General features: G+C 41.8%; 27 protein-coding genes and 1 tRNA gene. 13 read left to right on the top strand and 15 right to left on the bottom strand.

All coding sequences use genetic code 11. The features are described from left to right. Positions 1–57: 57 nt before the first annotated feature. The 7 genes from aspS (at position 58) to OP489_RS05020 (ending at position 7,586) form a co-directional block, all read left to right on the top strand. Positions 58–1,809, top strand: coding sequence for an aspartate--tRNA ligase (gene aspS, locus OP489_RS05050; protein WP_266163248.1), 1,752 nt, complete (start codon positions 58–60; stop codon positions 1,807–1,809). A gap of 21 nt (positions 1,810–1,830) precedes the next feature. Beyond that, positions 1,831–2,025 carry a hypothetical protein gene (locus tag OP489_RS05045; protein WP_266163247.1) on the top strand — a complete coding sequence of 65 codons (195 nt, stop codon included), beginning with the start codon at positions 1,831–1,833 and terminating at the stop codon, positions 2,023–2,025. A 126-nt stretch (positions 2,026–2,151) separates the two neighbouring features. Then, on the top strand, positions 2,152–2,430 hold the full coding sequence (gatC, locus tag OP489_RS05040; RefSeq protein WP_266163245.1) for an Asp-tRNA(Asn)/Glu-tRNA(Gln) amidotransferase subunit GatC: 279 nt from the start codon (positions 2,152–2,154) through the stop codon (positions 2,428–2,430). Positions 2,431–2,441: 11 nt separating this feature from the next. Next, positions 2,442–3,908, top strand: coding sequence for an Asp-tRNA(Asn)/Glu-tRNA(Gln) amidotransferase subunit GatA (gene gatA, locus OP489_RS05035; protein WP_266163244.1), 1,467 nt, complete (start codon positions 2,442–2,444; stop codon positions 3,906–3,908). After that, complete coding sequence (gene gatB, locus OP489_RS05030; RefSeq protein ID WP_266163243.1) at positions 3,905–5,323, top strand: Asp-tRNA(Asn)/Glu-tRNA(Gln) amidotransferase subunit GatB; 1,419 nt, start codon at positions 3,905–3,907, stop codon at positions 5,321–5,323. The genes gatA and gatB overlap by 4 nt, the downstream gene beginning before the upstream one ends. A 139-nt stretch (positions 5,324–5,462) precedes the next feature. Further along, a complete protein-coding gene (locus OP489_RS05025) occupies positions 5,463–6,041 on the top strand; it encodes a manganese efflux pump MntP family protein (RefSeq protein WP_266163242.1) in 579 nt (192 codons plus the stop codon). Between the two features lie 297 nt (positions 6,042–6,338). Further along, positions 6,339–7,586 (top strand): NlpC/P60 family protein, encoded by a 1,248-nt coding sequence (locus tag OP489_RS05020; RefSeq protein WP_266163241.1) that lies wholly within the window; start codon positions 6,339–6,341, stop codon positions 7,584–7,586. Between the two features lie 111 nt (positions 7,587–7,697). Here the strand turns inward: OP489_RS05020 and OP489_RS05015 are convergent, their stop codons facing one another. Together OP489_RS05015 and OP489_RS05010 are read right to left on the bottom strand one after the other, a co-directional pair. After that, entirely contained in the window at positions 7,698–8,174 is a 477-nt protein-coding gene (locus OP489_RS05015) for a hypothetical protein (protein ID WP_266163240.1), read from the bottom strand. 70 nt (positions 8,175–8,244) lie between these two features. Beyond that, positions 8,245–9,528 (bottom strand): glycoside hydrolase family 10 protein, encoded by a 1,284-nt coding sequence (locus tag OP489_RS05010; protein ID WP_266163239.1) that lies wholly within the window; start codon positions 9,526–9,528, stop codon positions 8,245–8,247. A 94-nt stretch (positions 9,529–9,622) separates the two neighbouring features. Between OP489_RS05010 and OP489_RS05005 the strand changes: the two genes are divergently transcribed. From OP489_RS05005 to OP489_RS04995, 3 genes are all read left to right on the top strand, one after another. Next, positions 9,623–9,910, top strand: coding sequence for a DUF1294 domain-containing protein (locus OP489_RS05005; protein WP_266163238.1), 288 nt, complete (start codon positions 9,623–9,625; stop codon positions 9,908–9,910). Between the two features lie 94 nt (positions 9,911–10,004). Beyond that, a complete protein-coding gene (locus OP489_RS05000; protein ID WP_266163237.1) occupies positions 10,005–10,181 on the top strand; it encodes a YdeI/OmpD-associated family protein in 177 nt (58 codons plus the stop codon). Between the two features lie 224 nt (positions 10,182–10,405). After that, positions 10,406–10,753: a four-helix bundle copper-binding protein gene (locus tag OP489_RS04995; RefSeq protein WP_266163236.1), complete on the top strand. Its 348-nt coding sequence runs from the start codon at positions 10,406–10,408 to the stop codon at positions 10,751–10,753. 342 nt (positions 10,754–11,095) lie between these two features. Here the strand turns inward: OP489_RS04995 and OP489_RS04990 are convergent, their stop codons facing one another. The 6 genes from OP489_RS04990 to OP489_RS04965 form a co-directional block, all read right to left on the bottom strand. Next, positions 11,096–11,515, bottom strand: coding sequence for a DUF3658 domain-containing protein (locus OP489_RS04990; RefSeq protein WP_266163235.1), 420 nt, complete (start codon positions 11,513–11,515; stop codon positions 11,096–11,098). 3 nt (positions 11,516–11,518) lie between these two features. Then, a complete protein-coding gene (locus tag OP489_RS04985; protein WP_266163234.1) occupies positions 11,519–12,055 on the bottom strand; it encodes a DUF1835 domain-containing protein in 537 nt (178 codons plus the stop codon). 79 nt (positions 12,056–12,134) lie between these two features. Beyond that, positions 12,135–12,221, bottom strand: a tRNA-Leu gene (locus OP489_RS04980). Between the two features lie 151 nt (positions 12,222–12,372). Further along, positions 12,373–13,731: a UDP-N-acetylmuramoyl-tripeptide--D-alanyl-D-alanine ligase gene (locus OP489_RS04975; protein WP_266163233.1), complete on the bottom strand. Its 1,359-nt coding sequence runs from the start codon at positions 13,729–13,731 to the stop codon at positions 12,373–12,375. An 8-nt stretch (positions 13,732–13,739) separates the two neighbouring features. After that, complete coding sequence (locus tag OP489_RS04970; RefSeq protein WP_266163232.1) at positions 13,740–15,203, bottom strand: UDP-N-acetylmuramoyl-L-alanyl-D-glutamate--2,6-diaminopimelate ligase; 1,464 nt, start codon at positions 15,201–15,203, stop codon at positions 13,740–13,742. A 26-nt stretch (positions 15,204–15,229) separates the two neighbouring features. Beyond that, positions 15,230–16,258 carry a glycosyltransferase family 2 protein gene (locus OP489_RS04965; protein ID WP_266163231.1) on the bottom strand — a complete coding sequence of 343 codons (1,029 nt, stop codon included), beginning with the start codon at positions 16,256–16,258 and terminating at the stop codon, positions 15,230–15,232. Positions 16,259–16,403: 145 nt separating this feature from the next. On the opposite strand from OP489_RS04965, the gene OP489_RS04960 reads away from it, so the two are divergent. From OP489_RS04960 to OP489_RS04950, 3 genes are all read left to right on the top strand, one after another. Beyond that, positions 16,404–17,081 carry a DUF421 domain-containing protein gene (locus tag OP489_RS04960; RefSeq protein ID WP_266163230.1) on the top strand — a complete coding sequence of 226 codons (678 nt, stop codon included), beginning with the start codon at positions 16,404–16,406 and terminating at the stop codon, positions 17,079–17,081. Beyond that, positions 17,078–17,458: a DUF4363 family protein gene (locus tag OP489_RS04955; RefSeq protein ID WP_266163229.1), complete on the top strand. Its 381-nt coding sequence runs from the start codon at positions 17,078–17,080 to the stop codon at positions 17,456–17,458. Before OP489_RS04960 ends, OP489_RS04955 begins: the two co-directional genes overlap by 4 nt. 178 nt (positions 17,459–17,636) lie before the next feature. After that, positions 17,637–18,389 carry an alpha/beta fold hydrolase gene (locus OP489_RS04950; RefSeq protein ID WP_266163228.1) on the top strand — a complete coding sequence of 251 codons (753 nt, stop codon included), beginning with the start codon at positions 17,637–17,639 and terminating at the stop codon, positions 18,387–18,389. Between the two features lie 90 nt (positions 18,390–18,479). On the opposite strand, the gene OP489_RS04945 is transcribed toward OP489_RS04950, so the two are convergent. The 7 genes from OP489_RS04945 to OP489_RS04915 all read right to left on the bottom strand — a co-directional run bounded on the left by OP489_RS04945 (position 18,480) and on the right by OP489_RS04915 (position 24,933). Continuing rightward, on the bottom strand, positions 18,480–19,907 hold the full coding sequence (locus tag OP489_RS04945) for a peptidoglycan DD-metalloendopeptidase family protein (RefSeq protein WP_266163227.1): 1,428 nt from the start codon (positions 19,905–19,907) through the stop codon (positions 18,480–18,482). A gap of 138 nt (positions 19,908–20,045) precedes the next feature. Further along, entirely contained in the window at positions 20,046–20,504 is a 459-nt protein-coding gene (locus OP489_RS04940; RefSeq protein WP_266163226.1) for an S-ribosylhomocysteine lyase, read from the bottom strand. Then, complete coding sequence (locus OP489_RS04935; RefSeq protein WP_266163225.1) at positions 20,491–21,390, bottom strand: zinc dependent phospholipase C family protein; 900 nt, start codon at positions 21,388–21,390, stop codon at positions 20,491–20,493. Before OP489_RS04935 ends, OP489_RS04940 begins: the two co-directional genes overlap by 14 nt. A gap of 160 nt (positions 21,391–21,550) precedes the next feature. After that, positions 21,551–22,285 carry an amino acid ABC transporter ATP-binding protein gene (locus OP489_RS04930; protein ID WP_266163224.1) on the bottom strand — a complete coding sequence of 245 codons (735 nt, stop codon included), beginning with the start codon at positions 22,283–22,285 and terminating at the stop codon, positions 21,551–21,553. After that, positions 22,272–22,976, bottom strand: coding sequence for an amino acid ABC transporter permease (locus OP489_RS04925; protein ID WP_266163223.1), 705 nt, complete (start codon positions 22,974–22,976; stop codon positions 22,272–22,274). Before OP489_RS04925 ends, OP489_RS04930 begins: the two co-directional genes overlap by 14 nt. Before the next feature lie 81 nt (positions 22,977–23,057). Next, positions 23,058–23,909: a transporter substrate-binding domain-containing protein gene (locus tag OP489_RS04920; RefSeq protein WP_266163222.1), complete on the bottom strand. Its 852-nt coding sequence runs from the start codon at positions 23,907–23,909 to the stop codon at positions 23,058–23,060. Between the two features lie 97 nt (positions 23,910–24,006). Then, a complete protein-coding gene (locus OP489_RS04915) occupies positions 24,007–24,933 on the bottom strand; it encodes an RluA family pseudouridine synthase (RefSeq protein WP_266163221.1) in 927 nt (308 codons plus the stop codon). Positions 24,934–24,953 lie beyond the last annotated feature (20 nt).

The raw sequence follows: 24,953 nt of genomic DNA, 5'->3' as shown, positions 1-24,953 counted from the left end.
GTAAAAGAAAATGCTACAATATGTAGGCAAATAAATCAGCATGAGGAGTAAGAATAGATGATCTGCCAAAACAAATATCGCACTCACGCTTGCGGCGAAATTCTGGAATCCGAAATTGGAAAACAGGTTCGTGTTGCCGGATGGGTGGAAAACATTCGTGACCACGGCGGTGTTCAATTTTTAGATCTGCGCGACCAAAGCGGCGTTGTACAGATTGTTGTCCACGATGAAGCAATGCTCAAAGAAGTCAATAAAGAATGCAGTCTTACTGCTGGCGGAACCGTAGTTCTCCGAGATCAGGATACCATTAATCCAAAGATCCCAACCGGTACCGTAGAGATCAAAGTGGATAGTCTTACCGTCCTCGGAAAATGCCTGCCGAATCTTCCTTTTGAAGTCTCTCAGAGTCGCGACACAAAAGAAGATGTACGTTTAAAATATCGCTATCTGGATCTGCGCAATCCAAAAGTGCACGACAACATTATTCTGCGCAGTAAAATCATTTCCTATCTTCGTCAGCGAATGACAGAACTGGGATTTTTGGAACTGCAGACGCCGATTCTCTCCGCCTCTTCTCCGGAAGGTGCCCGAGATTATTTAATTCCAAGCCGTAAACATCAAGGAAAATTTTATGCGCTGCCGCAGGCTCCGCAGATTTTTAAACAGCTTTTGATGGTTTCCGGATTTGACCGGTACTTCCAAGTTGCTCCCTGCTTCCGCGATGAAGATGCGAGAGCTGACCGCTCCCCCGGAGAATTTTATCAGCTTGATTTTGAAATGGCTTTTGCCACTCAGGAAGATGTCTTTAAAGTAGCTGAGGATGTTCTCTATCCTACTTTCTGCAAATTCGGCAATGGAAAAACAGTCTCCCCTGCTCCTTTTAAGCGGATTCCCTATGAAGAAAGCATGCTGCGCTACGGTACAGACAAGCCTGACCTGCGCAATCCTCTTTTGATTGTCGATCTCTCTGATCTCTTTAAAGAGACTGCCTTTAAACCATTTCGCGGCAAATGTGTACGCTCCATCACAGTTCCTGACTGCGTCAAACAGTCCCGCAGCTTTTTTGAGCAGATGCTGAAATTTGCTCTTTCTATCGGCATGAAAGGCCTTGGTTATATCGAAGCGATGGAGGATGGCTCCTTTAAAGGCCCAATCGATAAGTTTTTAACCGAAGAGCAGCGTGCAGAAATGATCAAGCGTTCCGGTCTGAAAAAGGGAGACGTTATCTTCTTTATTGCGGACGATAAAGACTTCGCTCCAAAGCTGGCAGGCCAGATTCGCACAGAGCTCGGCGAACGTCTGCATTTGATCGATGAAAGTCGCTATGAACTCTGCTATATCGTTGATTTTCCAATGTACGAAATTGACGAGGAAACCGGAAAATATATCTTCACGCACAATCCCTTCTCGATGCCGCAAGGCGGTATGGATGACCTTCTTCATAAAGCCCCGGAAGACATTCTCGCCTATCAGTACGATATTGTCTGCAATGGCGTAGAGCTTTCTTCCGGTGCCGTGCGCAATCATGATTTGGAAATTATGAAAAAAGCCTTCGAGATTGCAGGATATACCGAGGATGACCTCAAAAACAAATTCTCTTCTCTCTATAATGCGTTCCAGTATGGTGCTCCGCCGCATGCTGGAATGGCACCTGGAATCGACCGCATGGTAATGCTCTTGACCGGCGAAGATAATATTCGTGAAGTCATCGCATTCCCCATGAATTCCAATGCACAGGACGTTATGATGGGTTCTCCCAACACGGTTACCGAACAACAGCTGCGGGAGATCCACATTAAATTGCGGTAATTGTCTGAAAGGAGATTTAAAATGCGAAATTTAAACTTTAAACAGACTCTTTCTCTTGCAGTCGTAATCGTTGTTGCCTGCGTTTTGATTTTAACACTGATCAAAGGGCTGGGCTACCTTGCAATCACTTTAGTCAAACTGGCTCTGCTCTGTGCTTTAGTCGCATTCGTTATGCAGCTTATTCGGCATATCCAGGAAAAACGCGCCTCTAAATAAGAAGCATTATCAGCGGATGAACCGCATATTAAATAATCCGCCGGAACCACTTGTGCAGCCAGCATGGGAATTTTCTTTTCCCCTCTTGACTGCACAATTTTTAAACCCGGCAAAAGGAGGAACCTTATGGTCAGCCATGAAGAACTGCTAAGTCTTGCAAAGCTTGCAAAACTTTCTATTCCACCCGAAAAGCTTCAGAATCTTGCGGAAGAAATGAATTCCATCATTGATTTTGCGGATACCATTAATTCCATTCCCGCAGATCAGAACGATTTTGATAATATTAATGGTCTTTCTAATGTGTTTCGTGAAGACACCATACAGGAAAGCCTGCCGCAAGAAGAAATCCTAAAAAATGCGCAGGATCAGGACGACGGCTGTTTTCTTGTAAAGAAGCGGTCATAAGGAGGAAACAAATGGATTCTTACAGTACGATTCGAAAAATTCAGGAAGGACTCCTCCACAAGGACTATTCCTGCGAAGAACTGACCAAAAGTTATCTGGATGCAATCGAGCGCGATAACCAGATTTTAAATTCCTATGTGACTGTCACTCCGGAAGAAGCATTTTTCGCTGCAAAAAGAGTTGACCAGAAAATTGCCGCTGGGAACCCACTTTCTCCCCTAGAAGGGGTTCCGATGACCTTAAAGGACAATATCAGCACCAACAAGATTCCGACAACTTGCTGCTCTAAAATTTTGAGCGGTTACACTCCAATCTATGATGCTGCTGTCTGGGAAATTTTAAAAGCACAGAATGCTATCCTCCTCGGCAAAACCAATATGGATGAATTTGCAATGGGTTCCACCTGTGAAACAAGCTGCTACGGCGGCGCCAAGAATCCGCACGATCTAAATCGGGTCCCTGGTGGTTCTTCCGGCGGAGGTGCCAGCGCTGTTTGCGCAAATCTCGCCGCTTACGCATTGGGCAGTGATACCGGCGGTTCTATTCGGCAGCCTGCTTCGTTCTGCGGTGTTGTCGGGTTAAAACCAACCTATGGTGCCGTCTCTCGTTATGGTCTGATCGCATTTGCAAGTTCCTTTGACCAAATTGGGCCAATCGCCGGCTGTGCCGAAGATGCCGCACTAGTCTTTGATGCGATTTCATCTTATGACAAACGTGACAGCACCTGCAGCGGACGAAAAGGAGCTCCCTGTGCTGAAAGTTTAAATCAATCCATTAAAGGCATGAAAATCGGTATTCCGAAAGAATATTACGAAGGTCTGCGCCCCGGTGTTCAAAAAGCATTGGAAAATGCTCAGAAAACCTATCAGGAACTTGGCTGTGAGCTGGTTCCTCTCGCTTTACCGGAGCTTCAATATGCACTGCCTGTCTATTATATTCTGGCTTGTGCAGAGGCTTCTTCCAATCTCGGCCGCTATGATGGAATCCGTTACGGCTACAAGACGGAACATTACAATGATCTTAATGAAATGATCTGCAAGACCCGCAGTGAAGGATTCGGTGCAGAAGTTCAGCGCCGAATTTTACTCGGCACTTATGTGCTGTCTTCTGGCTACTATGATGCCTATTACAAGAAAGCACAGATTCTGCGCGGAAAAATCGTCGATGCATTTCGATCCGCCTTCCAAAAATGCGATATAATTCTTGCCCCCACTGTTCCAGTAACAGCGCTTCCCCAACATTACAGCTCAAACGCGGTCGACAACTATCGTACAGATATTTGCACTGTACCGGTTAACATTGCCGGATTACCGGGAATCAGCGTTCCCTGCGGAAAAGATGAAGACAATATGCCGGTGGGAATGCAGCTGATCGGCAGAAAATTTGAGGAGGCAACGATTTTGCGGGCCGCTCACCAATATGAAAAAGCTGTTCGTGATACCGTATTTTGCCCGGTAAAAATGGGGGTGAAAAAATGAGTCAGTACGAACTGGTTGTGGGTCTTGAAACCCATGTGGAGCTTGCCACTAAAACAAAAATCTTCTGCAGCTGTACCACTGAGTTCGGCGGAGAGCCAAACACTCACTGCTGTCCCATCTGCATTGGGCTGCCCGGTACCCTTCCAAAACTAAATCAAAAGGTTGTGGAATATGCCATCATGGCAGGCCTTTCCACCCATTGCGAAATTGCAGAAGAAAGCAAAATGGATCGTAAAAACTATGTTTATCCTGATCTGCCAAAAGCTTACCAGATTTCACAGTTCGATCAGCCGCTCTGTAAAAACGGCTATCTTGATCTCTCCGATGGACGCAGGATTCGGATTCTGCGTATCCATATCGAAGAAGATGCCGGAAAGCTCGTTCATTCCCGCGGAAATACCTATGTAGACTATAACCGCGGCGGTGTCCCTTTGATTGAAATCGTCACGGAACCGGATTTCCGTACAATTGATGAAGTTCGCGAATATGTAGAAAAGATCCAGTCTATCATGCGCTACATTGGCGTCTCTGACTGCAAAATGCAGGAAGGCTCCGTACGATGCGATGTCAATATCTCCACAAGAGAAAAAGGGTCCAAAGATCTGGGGACTCGTACCGAAATCAAAAACATGAACTCAATCAATTTTATCACGAAAGCGGTAGAATATGAATTTGCACGGCAGATTGATCTTCTGGAAGCTGGTAAAGAGGTCACACAGGAAACTCGCCGCTATGATGAAACAAATGACTGCACCGAAGGAATGCGCGGAAAAGAAGATGCACAGGATTACCGCTATTTCCGTGACCCTGATCTCGTTACGATCCATGTTTCAAAAGAAAAAATTGCCGAATTAAAAGCTCTTCTGCCCGAACCGGAAGAAGATAAATTCCATCGCTACACCGAAGAATATCAAATCAGCGAAGCGGATGCCAAAAATCTTCTCCGTTACCGTCGCTGCTGGCAATATTTTGATCAGGCTTCTGAGGGAATTCAAAATAAAAAAGCGCTCGCTTCCTGTATTTTAGGACAGATTTTTCGCCGTCTGGAAAGCGACAGTGCCAAGGAATCTTTCGAAATCAACGTTACTCCTAAAAATCTCCATGAACTAATTAAATTGTTGGACGATGGAAAGATTCGAATGAACCTTATAAAGTCCACTTTGGAAAAAATGTTGGATACCGGAAAACCTGCTACTGACTTTTTGTCAGAAAAAGATCTTGCCGGTATCAGTGATGAAGATCTACAAAAGCTTTGCAAAGAGGCAATGGAAAAGAATCCAAACGCTGTAAAAGATTATCTCGGTGGCAAAGAAAAAGCGATTAAAGCATTAGTTGGCTTTGTGATGAAATCAACCCATGGCCGTGCAGATGCTCAAAAAGCAGAAACGACTCTGGTCAATCTTTTTAAAAATTAAATAATTTTCTGATATCATTTTTATAAAGGTTTCCATCTTCCTTATCTTAGGAAGGCGGAAACCTTTTTTTCAAAATAGCACCATTCAAATAAAATTTGTATAAACTGGGGTATAAATTATTTGAAGGTGAGGCAATCATATGCAGTTTTTTGAGGCTTTTTTATTCGCTTGCTCCGCAAATCTTGATAATATGACAATTGGCATTACTTATGGAATCCGAAAAATTCGGATTCCTTTTCTGTATAATGTAATTATTGCTCTTATTTCCTGTATCGGAACCTTTCTTGCAATGACTCTTGGCAGTTTTGCAGCTCATTCTCTCGCCCCAAAATATGCACAAACGATTGGCAATCTTTTGCTGATTTTTCTCGGCCTCTATTTCTTATGGGATGGTATAAGACCGATTTCTCCCAAAGAGACATCGGCTAAAAACAAAAATGCTCAATCTCCTGCTGTTTCCCCCTCTCTCCTTTCACTTTCTCAAACTTTCCTGATCGCCTGCGCGCTAACCCTTAATAATCTGGGTATGGGAATCAGTGCCAGTATTGCAGGGCTTCCTTCCGTTTTAACCTCCTGCTGCACTTTTTTCGTGAGCATTGCCATGCTATGCCTTGGGCAATACCTCGGAAAAACCTATTTTGCTAAAATTTTAGGGCATTATGCAGAAGCAATTTCCGGCTGCATTCTGCTGATTTTGGGGCTTTGTGAATGTATTTAACACCTCTTTTCCAAAGAAGACAAATAAAAGCAGCACTCGTAATGATGATAAAAAGACAGTTCCCATAATTTATAAAACACCGAGATCCAAATTTTAAAAAATTATCGTTTAGCTCCTATTCCCTATTATTCTTATATTTTCTTTGTTTTTCCATTTGCTTTCTCTAAAAACGATTTTTTTATTAAAAATTTGACAAATCATCAGATTGTGATATAATGTAACAAAAATGTAATTGATGATTACAAAACTTACATTTATTTTAAAATCAACGATAATAAAACAGAAAGAAGGATACGATTGAAATTAAAAAGATCTGCAGCCTTACGTATTTTAACAGTCGTTTTGGCCTTCTCCGTTGTTACTGCAAACATGGCGCTTCCTGCTGTTCATGCAGAAGACAGTGCTTCTCTGCAGTCACAACAGTCTGAGCTTAGCAATCAACAAAAAGAAAATGACGATCAACTTTCTGCATTGCGGCAAAACAAAGATGACAAGACAGCTTATGCCGCCGCCTTGCAGTCACAGCTCGCTACAATCGAAGATGAAGTCAACAATTATAACAATCAGATAACAGACTTAGATTTACAGGCACAACAGGTTCAGGATGACATCGACAAAATGCAAACACAAATTGACGATGACACCAATCAATTAAAAGAGCGTTTGTGCGCACTTTACATGGGCGGAGATGCCTGTAACCTGCAAATTCTTCTCTCTTCTAAAGACCTATTGGATTTGGCTGACAAAACAGAAGCAGTCACCATGGTCACACAGCATGATACCGACTTGATTGATCGGTTGAAATCAGAAAAGCAAGAAGTTCAGGACAAAAAACAAGTTATTGATCAAAAGCGTCAGGAAGTCGCAGCTCTGAAAGACTCTGTTGATCAGAAGCAGCAACAGTTAACCTCTTCTCTGGAGGAAACCACACAATTCCTACAGAACATTGGACAGCAAGAAACTGATCTGGAAAGCAAGAGTTCTTCTTTGGACGCACAAGCTGCTAAAATTTCTGCCGCTCTCAACAGTTGGTCAGGACAGCAAGCACAAACTTCAACAAACACTTCTGCAGCTCAAACAACAACTGCCGCTTCTGGAAACAGTGGAAGCAACAATTCCGGCTCCTATAGTGGTGGTTCTTCCGATAATGGCTCTTCTAGTTCTTCTGGTTCTTCCGGAGGATCTTCTTCCTCTTTCTCCAGCGTGATTGCCAAAGCGGAATCTGCTCTTGGAAAGCCTTATGTAATGGGTGCCGCTGGACCAGATGCTTTTGACTGTTCCGGTTTGATCTGTTGGGCTTATGGAGTCTCCAGGACCACTGCACAAGGACTTTGCAATGAATGTTCTAGAATTTCTGTTTCTGAAAGACAGCCTGGCGATTTGATTTTCTTCCAAGGAACTTATAACTGTGGAGAAACTGTTACACACGTTGGCATCTACATTGGCAGCAATATGATGATCGATGCCGAAGATGGCGGTGTCTCCGAATGCTCAACAGAATCTTCTTATAATCTGCAGCATTTCTACTGCTATGGTAGACTCTAAAGAAACTACATAAAATTTTTCACCCGGATGATTTTTCATCCGGGTGTTTTTTACAAAAAAATGATAAAAGGGATTGCTACTCAAAGCGACCCCTTTTATCATTATAAATTTTTATTTTTCTTCAAGATACGAAAAAACAGGATCTAGATTTCTAAGAAAAACAGGATCATTCTGATATTGTCCATGAAAGCTAATAAAAAGCAATCCATCTTCTTTACAGAGAAACAAACGGTCATATCCCATTTTTAAAAAATCCGGATTACCAAGCTCTCCTAAAAAGTGAAGTGCCGGCGCATCTTTTTCATATTCCATCTCCGCACATGTTTTTTCTTTGCGCATCGCTTCCATAAAATCATCATCTACACGTTGTTCATGTGTAAGTGGTTTTTGCTCCGCTAGGCATTCCTCAAATGCGGAATAAAATTTTTTGACTAAATCACTATCTTTCGCAGCCGATGCAGAAGTTCCATATTGATAAAAACGAATCTTTCTAAGTTTTTGATTGGCATGTCCTGTTCTCCCCAATCCATAAAATGCAAAAAAGCATAAAATTGCTGCTACAAGCACTATTCCTAAAATTTGCTGCATAATAACCATCCTTTATTTGATTTTTCCGTGGGACTTAGTATACCACTGCTCCCTATCATTTACAAGATAATCATTGAAATAATTTGACTACATTTTTAACCTCCTGCTGCTTCTCCTGAGCCAGAAAGTCATCATAAGCATAAAACATAAAGCCATCGCATTTAGCCGCACGGCCTGCCTCTACCTGCCTCGCCATCACGTCTGTACTATTTTCCCATGCCCCACTGTCCGCATTGGAATCCGCTTTATACAGCCCCAAACCAAAATAAAGCTTTACTTGCGGTTCTGTTACTAAATTTCTCCACGTTTCAATCGCATTTTCATAGGGGAGAACCGGATGATTGAAGTTCACATAAACCTGAGGGCAAATATAATCCACATAGCCCTTTGTTTGCCCCCACGCTGCAACATCTGCTCCCATTTTCCGGTCATTCTCTAAATTCACCTGCGGTGACACTCCAAAAACAGTCTGTGCAGAAACATTTTTAATCGCCTGATATACTTCTGCCATCATCGCATTAATATTGGCTGCACGCCAATCTAAGAGAGACAGCCGGCTACCGTCGGATTGCCCACTGCAATAACTTTGATAAGCTTTTTGATCAAATTCTTCTTTGTCGGTCGGATAAAAATAATCGTCAAACTGAATCCCATCTACCGGATAATTATGAGCAATTTCTGCAGCTCCGTCTGCAATGAGCTTTCGCACCGCCGGATATGCCGGATTAAAATACTTTCCATTTTCCCAATCAACCACATAATCGGCGGTATCCTCCTTGGAACGGTAAAGATTATAAGGATTCTGTTCCGATAAAATAGAAGGCGTCTGATTCACCTGAATGCGCAGTGGATTAAGCCATGCATGGAATTTTAGTCCTTCCTCATGCGTCTTCTGAACCATATAGGCAAGTGGGTCATAACCTGGATCTACGCCCTGTGTGCTGCCGGTTAAATGTGACCATGGAAAGTATGCACTGGGATAAAGTGAGTCCGCAAACGGTCGCACATGAACAACCAGAGTATTCATTCCATTCTGTTTCGCCGTTTCTACAATTTTGTCAAATTTCTGCTGGAAGGCCTGTTCACTTTTATCTGATTCACGACTCATATCCAGCGTCATATAAGGGACCCAAACAGCCCGCATTTCGTCTGTGCTGCCGATTGCAGATGATGTCCCGGCAGTGGTTACAGCAGACGAAGGCAACGATTCAGATGCGCTTTTTGAAGAATCCGACTGTGAGGAACTAGAAGTCACTTCACCATTTCGTCTTCCAAAAGTCATTGAGATGATAACAACTAATACTAATGCTAAAATTCCAAGTAAAATTGTATGCTTGTGAATTGAAAACACCATTTTTACATCCTCCTCGTTATTTGACTTCGATCAGAGTATCCGGTACTATCATATATAGGGACAATCTTATTTTTTAGAACGGAGGACTATCCTTTTGGAAAAATTTCTAATTAGCTACCTGCTTTTTATCAACCTACTCTCCTCTGTTTCCATATTTCACGACAAACGTGCTGCAAAACTGAATAAACAGAGAATTCGAGAACGAACCCTTTTTATTTTGGCAATTTTAGGCGGCAGTCCGGGAATCTTTTTTTCTATGTTGATTTTCCATCACAAAACCAGAAAATTAAAATTCATGATTGGAATTCCATTTATTTTAATTTTACAACTGATCACAGGATTTTTGATTGAAAGAAACATCAATCCCTCTTTTACCTTTTGATATAACAATAAAACCTCGCTGATAATTGCTTTTTGTCTTTTAAAAATGGTATTTTTTGCTTTTATTTGTCCATACTCTTTTCGGAGGTGTTTTTATGGATAAAAAATATGGAAACATGTTTGAAATGCTCAAGGATAACCCGGAAGCAAAAGCCTATTTTGATAATCTTCCGCCGACTGTTCGGCAGCAAATCAGCACTAGATCTTTTAACGTCAATTCGTTTGAAAGTCTGCGAAATTACGCAGATAATTTAACACGCGGAGACTATTAAGTTTTAAATGTAAAAAAGAGACACTTTTTAAAAGTGTCTCTTTTTTATCTCTTTAAGAAACTTTAAATAAAAAAGCCCAATAAAATTAATGATTTTGGACAATTACATAACAGTATTTACGCTTAATAATAAAAAAAATAAGATAAAAACGCATAGCATAAAGACGGTCATTTGAGGGAAAATAGGTTATAGTTATTTCAAAAATTACATTTAGGAGGTTAAACATGGAAATCGTAAATAAAGCAACTGACAAGTATCAAAAATGTATCGACGCCTGCAACAAATGCACACAAGTATGTATTGAATGCATGAATCTGTGCCTTAGCGAAACCGATGTAAGCGCAAGAAAAATGTGTATCATGACTCTTAACGAGTGTGCTTGCATTTGCAAAGAAGCATCTTCCTTTATGTCAATGGAAGCAAAGCATGCAAAAGATTTATGTAAATTGTGCGAAACGATCTGCAATGAATGTGCTCAGGAATGCGCAATGTTTAAAGACGACCATTGTAAAAAGTGCGCTGCTGAGTGTCAGACTTGCGCAAATGAATGTAAAATGATGGCTAGTATGTAAAATCCAAAATCTAGAGCAGCAAAGTAAAAAGCCGTGTGGAATTAAAACCACACGGTTTTTGTTTTACGTTGTATTATTAAACAATGCTACTAATCTTGGTGAATTCATTTAGGTAATTAAAGTGATTAACAGCGTATGATTGCTATACATGACGAGCCAAAAAGGTTCTATTACCCTCACCTTAAATGCGAGTATTCTTATAGCATTTTTCGTCAAATGAGGCCGCTTTAGCGAACAAATCAAAGGATCGAAGAAAAAAGAAATCAGAGCCGCCAAATTCAACGACTCTGATATTGTGTTATTGCTCAATTTAGATGCAGGTTCCGATTATGCTCATTATATTCAATTCTTTTTCTTGAGAATCCGGTAATAACTTGGCCTGTCCTCCGGAGCAGACGAAACAATTCCCAACTTTCCTGCACGAATCATTTCTTCAATACGCAGAGCCAGCCAGCCATCACCAATGCCAAGCTGATATTTCCCAAGAATTCTGCCAATCAAATTGGCTTCACGGAATTCATTTTTTTCTAAAGCAATCTCGCGTAGGATAAAATCATCATAAAAGTTTTCGGGAACACTTTGCAGTCTCCCGTTTATAACGGCACGCAATGGCGCATTTTCTTTTTGAAGTTCCGCCCAGTTTGAAGCGAGGGCATGGAGCAAGACTTCCGGTACGGCCTTTTGCATATCAAGATAGTTGTGCCACTTTCCCGGCTCAACCTCACCCCAGCCGCTATGCCGAATAATCGTTGCTTCTTCCACTTCTCATTCCGAGAGTTTAACAAGAACAACCTTGATAGAAGAGTTTTTCCAACTTTCCAACAGGTTCATAAGCCAATATAACCCACATATTTCGTCTGGCTGATTACTATACCACATACGCAGAGTCTCACCATTCTCTGCCCGATTACGGATAGCATCCAGATTTTTTATGGCCAATTGATACAATTCTTCAGCAGCTGGTTTTCCAACATTCTCAGGATAGGTGCTGAAAAGTCGCTCCAGCACAGTAAGGCGTTCTAGACCCACGCTGCTGTCTGCGATGCTGCCAACGCTCCATGCAAGATTGAAACTGAACACATCCGTAGAATCACCGCCCAAAGGGACAGCTTTTTCCCATGCACGGTGTTCCTTTTCCTCATATTCACGCTGTGCGGTCTTAATCTCAGCTTTTGTGGGTTTGCTGCCATCTGAATGACTTATGATAACTCCGACTGCTCCACTACAGTATTTTCCCTCACCATAATGCTGTGCCAACTTCAAGCTGCCACCTGCGCTGTCATTAAACACAATTTCAATCACAATGTTCCCCCCTTTCATAGTTAAAATCAAAATAATAAAAGGATTCAAACCGTAATGGTTCAAATCCTTTTATATAAACTGGTGCGAGGGGGGGGACTTGAACCCCCATGAAATTGCTTTCACATGGACCTGAACCATGCGCGTCTGCCAATTCCGCCACTCTCGCATTTATCTTCAATTTTCCGACTTGAATATAATATCATATCTCGCCTTTGTTGTCAACCGTTTTTACGGCATTCACAACAAGAAAAAGCGATCTCTGCATCATCTGCAAAGACCGCTACTTTTACTTTTATTTTAACAAAAAGGCTTTGATTTTATAGCAAAGCCCGCACAATCTCATCTGTATGCATGCTGCGTGAACCTTTCACTAAAACCGTATCTCCGGCAGTCAAATATTGTTTCAACGCCTCTACTGCCTGCTCGTTTGTTTCGCATTCTTTATATTCAAGTTTAGAGTTTACACTGAGTGCCCCTTTTACAATCTCTTTTGAGCGTTCCCCTACTGTAACCAGAAAATCGATACCGGATTTTGCCGCACAGATTCCACAATCAAAATGTGCATTCTGGGAGCATTCTCCAAGCTCCAACATATCAGCCAGTGCGGCCACACGTCTTCCCTTCTTAAAAGAAGAAAGCACTTCCAAGCTACTCTTGACCGCATCTGGGCTGGCATTATAGGAATCATCAATAATTGTAATACGATTCGCCTCATGAATTTGCTGACGCATGGCGAGCGGACGATAATTTTTCAGAGCACAAATCGCGTTTTGGGCGGATACTCCCAGCTTTTCTGCCACTGCAATTCCCAACATCGCATTGATCACATGGTGAGTTCCAAGGACAGGCAGATCAACCGGCCACTCCGACTTTCCATGGCTTACAAGGAAATAGGTATGTCCATTTTCCATTTGAATGTTTTTAGCTCGATAATCACATGTTTCAGAAGTCCCAACATAAACCTCTTCAAACGGAAACTTTCCTCGCAAAGAAGCTAAAAGCGGGTCATCTCCATTTAAGAATAGAATGGAATCTTTTTGGAACTGATCAGTAATATGCAACTTCTGCTTCAAAATATTTTCCTGTGTATGCAAATTTTCAATATGAGAAATTCCGATATTCGTCATCACCGCATACTTTGGCGCTGCAATTTCCGCCAGGCGGCTCATTTCTCCAAATTGGCTCATTCCCATTTCGATCACTGCTGCTTGCTGATTTTCTTCCAGTTGAAACATCGTAAGCGGCAAGCCAACCTGACTGTTCTGATTTCCCTGCGTTTTCATCACTTTGAGCTCCGAAGAAAGCGCCAACGCCACCATTTCCTTGGTCGTTGTTTTTCCGACGCTCCCTGTAATCCCAATGACCGGAAGGGAAAACTTTTTGCGATAGGCACCTGCAAGTGTCTGCAGTGCTTTCAAAGTATCCGGCACTGCAATCCACACATGGCTGTCATGCATCGACTGATGGTTCTGTGTGAAAGTAGCAACAGCGCCCGCTTTAAAAACTGCCGGAATATAAATATGTGCATCGGTGTGTTCTCCGCGAATTGGGACAAAAAGTGAACCCACTCCCGCCTGCCGACTATCCGTACAAACCGATGTAATCAAGGCTGTCGGATCTCCGCAGAGAATCTTTCCGCCGCAAGCCTCCGCAGCTTCTTTTACCGTCATTTGCATAAAATTATTTACGCCTTCCCTTCCGCCTTTAGAATATCACGGACAACTTCGCGTTCATCAAGATGATATTTTACGCCCTTGATCTCCTGATAATCTTCATGACCCTTTCCTGCGAGGACAACGACATCCCCATCTTCCGCATGGTCCATACAATAGCGGATTGCTTCTTTTCTGTCCGGAATTACAAGATACTTTCCATCGGTTTTATGCAGACCAACTTCAATATCAGCGATAATATCCATCACATTTTCAAAGCGGGAATTATCTGCTGTCACAACAGACAAATCCGCAAATTTTCCGCTCATTTCGCCCATTTCGTACCGGCGGATTTTCGGGCGGTTTCCACCCGCTCCAAAAAGGCAAATCAGACGATGCGGCTGATACTCCCGCAACGTAGTCAGAATGTTTTCCATGCTGACCGCATTATGAGCGTAGTCAATGAGCAATGTATAATTGCCGGGTACAGGGACAGGCTCTACTCTGCCCTTTACTTTAACCGTATCGAGACCCTCTCGGATCGCTTTTTCAGAAACATTAAAATGGCGGCAAACCGCCACTGCAGAAAGTGCATTATAAACGCTGAATTTTCCCGGAATATCCACCGTAATATTTTTAGCGTTAACCGCTCCTTCCAAATCAAACTGAACTCCCAGATAGCCTGGGCGGGAAACAAGTTTTTCATTGGAAGCTCGCAGCTCGGCTTTATCTGAAAATCCATAGAATTCAAGCGGACAAGTATGCCCCTCAACAATTCCCTTCCAATTGGGGTCATCCAGATTAATAATCCCCAACTTACTCTGCTGAAACAGCATTGCTTTACAGCGACGGTATTCTTCCATATCTTTGTGCTCTACGCCGCCGATATGGTCGGGAGAAAAATTCGTAAATAAACCAATGTCAAATGTAAATCCGCTGACCCGATGTTCCCGAAGGCCAATAGAACTTGCCTCGATCACACAAGCTTTACAACCAGATTCCACCATATGACGCATAGCCGACTGAATCTCATAAGAGGCAGGCGTTGTATTCTCTGTCTTTGTAATCTGGTCTCCAATAACCGTACCGATCGTCCCGATAATTCCGGTATGGATTCCAGCGCTCTCTAAAATAGAGTGTACCATGTAGCTGACAGTCGTCTTCCCCTTTGTTCCGGTAATTCCAATTACCGTAAGTTCCTCGGCTGGATTTCCAAACCATGCTGCCGACAATACAGCAAGCGCATATTTTGTATTTTCTACCTGTACAACAGCACAGGAAAGTGTTTGAACCTCTTCCTGCACAACAATTGCTGCTGCACCAGCGTCCTGAGCCTGTTTCACAAACTGATGCCCATTAAAATTGGGGCCTACCATACAAACAAAGACGCTGCCCTTAACAACTTTTCTGGAATCATAAACAACACCCGTAACTTCGGCGGTATTGTCTCCTTTTAAACTGCAAGGCAGATTCTGTATCAATTCTTTTAAAATCATGGATATTCCTCCGTTGATGTCAAAATTTAAGTCATTGACCGAATATGATAACGAAAGTATGATTCAATCAAATGGAAATGATTGATCCTTAAGATTCTCTGCATTCTTTTTTCCGTTCGGGAAAATCCATCCTGAAAATCCGACTGGATTGCTCGAATCATCAGCGGAGTTCTAAGAATCTTTTTTAAGCGGTCATATAGTTTTTCCCGATTTTCCAAAGAACTTTTAACCGCTTCTTCCAAACAAGACTTTCCTGCCTCCAGCAAAAACCATGCAAGATGACGTTTTTCCAAATGCTCATAAATATGCTGCTGCTTTAAAAAATCCGCTACCACCTCAAAGCAGGCTTGATACCGTTCGATCAGGCTCTTTTTCTGTTCTGAAATTTCTATCGGAGCCTCTTGAAAAATAATAAATGATTCCGGCAAAAGGACGGTCTTATGCGCACTATAATGTGCCATAATCACTGCCGGACGCGCCGGTGGAAAAAGCTCGGTCTCTTTAAAAAAGTGCAGGTGGTTTTCTAAAAACCATTCTCGCCGATAAAGTCTTCTCCATGGAGAATCCAATCCTTTTACTTTTCTCCACTCCTGCTCCCTTGTTCCTGGTCCCACTAATGCATTCTGCACCAACTCGCAAATTTTAGGATCAGAAGTATCTTTTCCGATCGGAAGAGAAAATTTCTCTCCAGCGACCGTCGCTTCTCCAAAGAGTAGGAGATCTGCTTTTTCCTTTTGAGCACAGAAAATCAGTGTTTTAACGGCTCCCTCCATCAGGCGGCTTTCCGACGGCAAAAACAGAAGATAGTCCCCTCTTGCGCGAACTGCCCCAAAATTAAAGCAGTCATATTTTCCTCCATGAGGCTTATCATACACTGTAACGCGAGAATCCTGACGCTCAAACTGATGGCAAAATTCTAGTGAACGATCATTTGAATCGTCATTGATCAACAGCAATTCCAAATCAGGATTACTCTGCTTCAGGATACTTTCTACACATGGATTCAGTTTTTCTTCACCGTTATATACCGGTACAATCACTGAAAGTGCAGGCAAATAAATCCCTCCATTCAAAATTTCTGCTCATAAAGACGTTTATACGAACTTTTATATTATATCATCTGCAAAAACAGATTACAATCTTTTGCCAAACATGAATAGCTTTTCCCCTTTTGTTCATAATAAAATTGGTGATGTATTTATGATGATTTCTTTAATCCGTACACTACTGCTATACATAGTGATTATAGCAGCGGTTAGGCTCATGGGAAAACGACAGATCAGTGAACTGCAGACAAGCGAATTGGTTGTAACCCTTTTAATTTCTGATATCGCGGCCATTCCAATGCAGGATACCGGTCAGCCTCTCGCAAGCGGATTCATTCCAATCGCCGTTTTGGCAATCTGCGAAGTGGGCGTATCCTTCATCATGATGAAAAGCGGAAGATTCCGTGAAATGATCTGTGGAAAACCCATCATTGTCATCCGAGACGGCAAAATTCAGCCGCAGGAAATGCACCGTCTCCGAATGACAACAGAAGATTTATTTGAAGCAATTCGGCAAAAAAATGTTTTTCATATTTCTGATGTCTCCTACGCAATCGTTGAAACAAACGGAAAAATGAGCATCTTAAAAAAGCCTGAACAGGAAATGCCAACTGCAGGAGCTCTTGGAGTTGCTCAAACTGACTCCGGATTCGAAACCGTTGTGATCAGTGATGGTGTAATCAACGATTCTTCCCTCAATCTTTGTAATAAGAATCGTATTTGGTTACAGAATATTCTGAAAAGCAAACAGTTACAGTCAAAAGATATTTTTATCATGACTGCCGACACCAGTGGTAATTATCAGATTATTCAGAAAGGAGGCAAAGTATGAATCGGCTTTTCATCATCGGCGTTCTTGCAGTTCTGCTCGGCATAGTCTGCAATCTGGGAATGCACACGACTTTGCAGTATACAGACAATATGATACAGGAACTTGCCAATGCAAAATCGGTCTCTGCCTCTGGGGATTATAACCATGCACAGGAACTTTGCGAGGAAATAAATAAGGACTGGCAGGGCTGCCATGAGGTTCTCTGTACTTTTATGCCTCACGCTAGGCTAGAGGCGATTGATCAAACACTTTCCACATTACCGGAATTATGTGAAACGAATTCGATTGAACAGTTTTACTCCGAATGCGATCGTGGATCTGTTCAATTGGAATATCTAAAAGAAAGCGAAGTTCCAACCTTGCAAAACCTCTTTTAAAAGTTTAAATCACAAACTAATCAAACAGGCAGTACAATTTTTAAACGAAAAAAATTGTACTGCCTGTTTTTATTGATCCTGATAAACTTTTTCAATTTCTTGACAGTTAACAAACCTTCGTCTATAATACACCTTACACTTAATAAACAGACTAAATCTACAAAAGGGAAACGAATTTATGATTTTTAAAGAAGCAGGAGAGAAAAAACTTCCAACCATTATTCTACTGCATGGTGGTGGATTATCTGACTGGTCATGGAATCATACTGTACAGCTTTTGTCATCTGAGTTTCATCTAGTAACCCCTATTTTAGACGGACATGGTGAAGACGGCTCGGAAACATTTATCAGCATTCAGAAATGTGCAGAGAAATTAATCAGCTATATTGAAAACAATTGCGATGGAAAAGTCTTTGCGATTGGCGGACTTTCTATCGGTGCACAGATTACCGTAGAAATACTGTCTACAAAGCCTGATATTACTCAATATGCTATCATTGAAAGTGCTCTAACAATTCCCATTAAAGGGACAACAGCCATAACAGTTCCAGCTTATCAATTCCTTTATGGTCTGATTAAAAAGCGCTGGTTCTCTAAACTACAGGCAAAATCCTTATGTGTTCCTGATGAACTATTTGAAACTTATTATCAGGACAGTCAAAAGATCAGCAAACAGTCTTTAATTAACCTTACGCTGAGTAATGGTAATTATCGTTTAAAGCCTTCTATTGCGGCTACTCATGCAAAAGTCTTGATTATTGTCGGCTCAGACGAAATTAAAGTGATGAAGGAATCCGCCGAACTGTTGCATCGTACGATTCCAAAAAGCCAACTGTATATTGCTAAAGACATGAAACATGGTCAGCTCAGTTTGGTACATACGGAGCAATATATAAAGCTGTTAAAAAGTTTTTTCGAAATAAAAGGATGAACATTTTCCGCGCTGAATTTTTCTAAAAAGAATAGGAGTGCTTCGCTGCTTTTGAATCAGCCAAGCACTCCTATTTTTTATATTAGATAATTATTGGGAAACATAAGAAAACGGATTTTCTTTCGTGCCGTTATGAATCACTTCAAAGTGGCAATGAGGGCCGGTAGAATATCCGGTACTGCCCACTAACGCGATTAACTGTCCCTTTTGTACCTGTTGACCAACAGAAACAAGAAGCTGAGAAGCATGGCCATACAAAGTCACATAGCCGTTACCGTGATCAATCATCACGCAGTTTCCGTATCCATCTCCGGTATCGGAAGCCTTAGTGACGGTTCCTCCATCTGCTGCAACAATTTGAGAGCCAAAAGCGTTTCCGTCAGAAATATCAATGCCGGGATGAAACTTTCCCCAACGATATTCAAATCCTGTCGTAATCGTATGCATGGTCGGTGTCGGCCACTCAAAAGTACCGGTCGCCATTCCTGCAGGGCAGTCTTTCGTTCCGTTCAATATGACTTTAGAAACCGCATCTTTAAGCACCTCTGTATGAGTTGCCTCTTTATTTACCTCCTTGCCATTGATACTAGTAATGCAATAGGTAACCTGCTTTTGTCCATTTTCTCCTTCTGTTTCTACAGAAGTTTTTCCTTTATAGAGCGTATCACTGTCTTTTTGTACGGTGTCATAAGGAATTTCTTCCGTTACCTGCTTTGTAGAAACGGACTGAATGGAAATCAGCGGCTTCTCCTGAGAAAGCTTGATGGTATCTCCACTCTTAAGAGAGGAGAGATCAACATTCGGATTCTTTTGAGAAAGAGTTTCAACCGTAAGCCCGTTTTCATTTGCAATATCCTGGACATTTTCATTATTCTGAACTTGATAATCCGTCTGTACCGTTTGTTTTGATAAAAGCAATGCTTTCATTGTTTCATCGGTTAAAACAGACGAAGCCGGATAAGTGCCGGGAATACATCTAACATCAGAAAGGAATGTTGCAGTATCATCCTCTCCGTCTCCTTTTGCCGAATCCAATAAATTCTGCAAAAGTTTCTGCAATTCACTTTCCTCTTTTACTGCGCCTACGAAGTTCCCATCTATATACAGCCCACAGCTGTCAACTCCGATCTGCTGATCCTTCTGTAAAAGCAAATTATCTGCCGAAGAAGAAAGATGATCCGATGCGGAAGATGGCGTTGCGCGAAAGGCAGGCACGTAATTCTGATTTGTATTGATTTTAAAATCAGAAGTCGTTGTTTGTACTTCCTGATTTTGAGATGCTTTTTGTACCGACGCATAAGCGGTAATTCTAGGCGTCATCAAATGTATGCCGCCAATCAAACAAGCCACTACTAAAAGACTGGCTGCATAGCGTACCCTTCGATCCCGAAACGTAGCAGAAAAACTTTCTTTCTGCCAGCCGTTCTCCGCAGAAAAATAAGTCTCTGTCTCACGGTCTGCGTGAGAAAAAAAAGAATGATCACTATGAGAACGACGATCTCTGATTGGATTTCTCATGATTGTTCCTCCTTGCATATAGAATATATTACTCATTCGTAATTTGTGTTACATATTTGTAATGAATTATATTCTACCGCAAAGATTACAATTTTGCAACCATTTTCAATTGTCAATTTCTACAACGGAATTTGTCTTTTATTGCTTGTATTGTAAATTTTCAACAGTCCAATGCTCAATGACAGGTAAAAATTTCTTTGACTCCCAAATTGCTCCATTTAAATCGTGTTCCTTATAGTTTCCGCATTCCTTCGCTTTTGCTCCTGGGATCTCTCCCTGATAAAGAGCGATCTTTTGAAAGATCTCGATGATCAAGTTAATTGCTGTTTGGGGAGGAAGATCGCGCACCAAAAAATAAAATCCTGTTCGACAACCCATTGGTCCAAAATAAATGACTTGGTCACAATAGGGACTGTTGCGGGCAAAAGTTGCAAACAAATGCTCAATCGTATGCAGTGCGGCATTTTCTAAAAATGGTGGATGATTTGGCCTGCGCATACGAATATCATAGTTCGTAATATCCCCATCAATACGAGAAGTATAAATACCAGGCGTTAATACATCGTGGTTCACACAAAAACTTTTAATCAGATTCACTTAAAATAACTCTCCCTTCAAAATTCCTGTCGTCTGTAAATTCATGAAAATCATCTGTAGAAAAGAAATGACGAATTAATTCCATACTATCTTCTACCGACTGATCAATCAAATCGAAAAAGCTTCCAGTTCCTTCTGCGCCCTCCCATGACCACGGTGCCAGTAAGATATTGGCATAATCAAAATTTTCATCTTCCATAATAGGACGAATATGGCTGGTAATCGTTTTTCCTGAATGTTCGATTTTTCTCAAAAAGGCACGCTTAAAACCGGTTTTATCAGTCAAAAATCGAAAAGCTGTGCGGCAATCTTTTGTTGCCTGATAAAGGGCCTCTTGAGATACTTTTTTCCCATAAGCCGATAAAATAACCTGTTGATAAAGCTCTGCAATCTTTTGTTGAACGGTCTCATCCTGCGGAACTGTACGAATCAGCGGAAAATCAACAGGAAGTTCTCCTAATTCACTCCTTAAGACAATCGTATCCAAAGCGGATTCAATCTCATTGTGATAAACACTTAAATCCTGAGAAGGATCTTTTTCTTTCAAAAAATTAGACCAATAATACACATATGGATGAGCAGTCCGATCCAAAGAATAATGGCATAAAAATCCATAAGCATAGGAACGCATCAAACTACCCGGCATCTGACCGCAAACATTACGCAGCGCACGAAAAAAAGGTTCGGGAGCTTCCCGATGAATTTTTCCTCCCCATGAACAAAGACTTTTTCCCCTTTGCCACGGCAAATAACGATGTGTAAAAAGAAAATCCGGTCCCTGTGCGCCCCAAAGAAACGCATCACCATTTTGGACCTGAATGTTTTCCTTTTTCATTTCTTCCAAAACTTTTTGGGACTGCAGATAATGTGTAATTGCTGCAGGCATAGCTGATACTTCCCTTCCAAATCTCTTTCATAAAAAGACTTGTCCTTTTTAATTCCATAAAAAAAGAGTGCGGATTTCTCCGTACTCTAAATCGTATCATATTTTTTATGAAAAGAAAAGGAGTTTCAGACGATCCAATTTGAAAAATCCATCTTGTCCATCAAAGAACTTTTGAAAGAAAATCCTTTAAACGGGGATGTTTTGGATTTTCAAAAAATTCTTCCGGCACCGCTTCTTCTAAGACCTGACCGTCATCGACAAACAATACTCTCGTTGCAACTTCTTTGGCGAAATTCATTTCGTGAGTTACAACGGCCATCGTCATGCCCTCTTGGGCAAGCTCTCTCATAACCTGCAGCACTTCACCAACCATTTCAGGATCCAGAGCACTGGTCGGTTCATCAAACAGCATCATCTTAGGGTCCATCGCTAAAGCACGGATAATTGCAATTCTCTGCTTTTGTCCTCCGGAAAGCTGAGAAGGGTAAGAATCTCCTTTATCCGGAAGTCCAATCCGTTTCAAAAGCTGCGTTGCTCTTTCATCCGCTTCCTCCTGTGTTTTCAGCTTCAACATCACAGGAGCTAATGTAATATTTTGCCGCACTGTTAAATGTGGGAAAAGGTTAAAATGCTGGAATACCATGCCCATCTGACGGCGAACCGCATCGACATCGACTCCAGGCACATTGATTCTCTTTCCATCAAACCAGATTTCTCCGCTGGTTGGCATTTCCAGCAGATTCATACAGCGTAAAAACGTACTCTTACCGGAACCGGAAGGCCCAATGATAACAACTTTTTCTCCATCTACAATTTCTTGATTGATTCCTTTGAGCACTTCCACTGTGCCATTCATCGTATGAAACGATTTATGAAGATTTTTAACGGAGATCACTTCTTGCCAGCCTCCTTTCAATATGATGCAGGATTGCTGTAAGCCCAATCACAATCAGCAGATAGACCAAAGCAACTGCAAGAAGTGGTGGGAATGCATCATAGGTAATGGAACGAATAATATCGCCACCCTTGGTCAAATCTTGGATGCCAACATATCCAGCAACAGAAGTCTCTTTTAAAAGCGCGATAAATTCATTAAACACCGCAGGAGCTACATTTTTAAATGCCTGCGGCAAAATAATTTTAATCAGCGTCTGCTTTTGACTCAGTCCCAGAGAACGTCCTGCTTCTGTTTGACCGCGATCCACCGACTGAATTCCACTGCGGATTACTTCAGCCACATAAGCACCGGAATTAATTCCGAATGACAGAACTGCAATCACCAGAGGCGCGCCACTAGTCAGAATCGCAAAATACATAATCATCAGCTGAACTACCATAGGTGTACCACGAATCACTGTCAGGTAGAGACCGCAAACTGCATTCAAAATACGAATCCACCAGCTACGCTGTCCATTGCCATATGCTACACGCACCAGAGCAATTAAAACGCCCAAGATCACACCAATCAACAAAGCTCCTGCTGTGATCAACAGCGTATTTCCAAGTCCTTTGACCAGATACAGATACCGATTCTGACGGATAAAATCATCAAATAATCTGGCGCTAAGATCATTCCAAAAACCCATAGGGTTTCCTTCCCCCTTTTGAACACCAAACCGCAGGACGGCGATTCTGGCACGTCCTGCGGTTTAATTAGATGTTAATTTTTAGTCTGCACTGATATATTGGCTGACAATCTTATCCATCTCTCCGCTGTCATTCAGTTCTTTAATGACTCCATTGATTGTTTCTTTAAGATCGCTGTTCTTCGGTACTGCAATCGCATAGGTTTCTTCTGTCAGTGCCTCATCCAGCTTTTGAATCTTATCCGAATTCTTGGACACATATTTTTCAGCCGGGAAGTTATCAATAACAACTGCATCAATCCGTCCTGCAATCATATCGGAAATCGCATCCATGCCCTTAGGATAACGTTTTACTTCGCCAACTTTAATGTCGCTGGAACCATCTTCATTCGTGCAATAAATATCACCGGTAGTTCCCTGCTGAACACCAACGGTTTTTCCGTTCAAATCGGTACGGCTCTTAATATCGCTGCCCTTCTTAACAATGATTGCCTGAGAAGCATTATAATAAGTATCCGTAAAATCAACATTCTTAAGCCGATCTTCCGTTACGCTCAAACCTGCCGCACTAAAATCAGCTTTTCCGGTCTGGACACTCGGCACGCAGGAATCAAATGCAATATCGGTGATTTCAAGTTTGACTCCAAGTTTATCTGCAACCTTCTGTGCGATATCTACATCGATACCAACAATTTTGTCGTTATCTTTATACTCAAAAGGCTCAAATTCTGCGTTCGTTACCATCGTGATTTTACCCGCTGCCTTAATTTTAGCAACAGCACTGTCCGAAGCCGCAGAAGCTGCAGAAGTAGTTGTACCAGAAGCTGCTGTAGAAGAAGCAGTGCTGCTGGAAGAGCTGCCGCCGCAAGCGGTGCAGCCAGCGATCATAGCAGCCGCTAAAGCAAAAGCTGCAAACATTTTCATTTTTTTCATAATCTTTTCCTCCATAAAACCATTCAAGAATTATCAATTGAACGATTTTGATTATATCGCATAAATATTCATAATTCAAGCTTTTTTTGTATATTTGTCAAAAAAGAGTTTCCGGGTCCATTTCATGGACAGCTTTTGTGCAATTTATATTGCAAACACTCAAAAGTGTGCAAAAGTCTTTTGGAAATGGTGCCGGAATTTTGACAACAGATTTGGTAATCGGATGAATAAATTTTAAATATCCGCAATGAAGGGCCTGACGAAAAATGCAGTCTTTTCTGCCGCCATAAAAATCGTCTCCACAGAGCGGATGCCCCAAATAAGCCATATGCACCCGTATTTGATGCGTTCTGCCGGTCTCAATAGAACAGGCAATCAGCGTCTGATTTTTACCCGATCCTATCACTTTCCAATGCGTAATCGCCGGAGCGCCGTCTTCTCGAACCATCCTCTGCAAAGAATGTCCCGGTGCCAGTCCAATCGGTGCATTCACCGTTCCACAACCGGATAAAATCCCTTCACAAACTGCATAATAAATCTTATGAATTTTGCCGATCGCAGCAGATGCCGCATATGCATTTTTTGCAAGAAGAACAATTCCGGTCGTATCTTTATCCAATCGATACAATGGCCGAAAAGCAGAAGGCTCTCCATTTTTTCCTAGATATGTGCAGACAGAAGCCATCAGCGTATCGCGTTCTTCATGACCGGGACGCCGATAAAGGATCTGCCCCGCCGGTTTATCAACAACAAGGAAATCATGATCCTCCCACAAGACTTTGGGAGCAGGAACATCTTTGGGAAGCAACAAGTATGGTTCATCTTCAGGAAGCTGCAAGATCACCTTTTGCCCTGCTTTTAAATGATCGGTTGCAATCATCAATTTTCCATCGGCTGTAATTCCTTTTGGAACTCTCTTTAATTTTGCAAGCATACGAGCCGATATTTGGCAATAGCCTCTTAAGAAACCTTTTACTGTAACTCCATTATAATTTTCCGGAACAGAAAATTGCAAATTCCGCATGATTTCCTCCACAAAAAAAC

The sequence above is a fragment of the Caproicibacterium sp. BJN0003 genome, from assembly GCF_026314295.1.
Classification (GTDB): Bacteria; Bacillota; Clostridia; order Oscillospirales; family Acutalibacteraceae; genus Caproicibacterium.
This window is presented reverse-complemented; position numbering and strand designations above follow the sequence as displayed.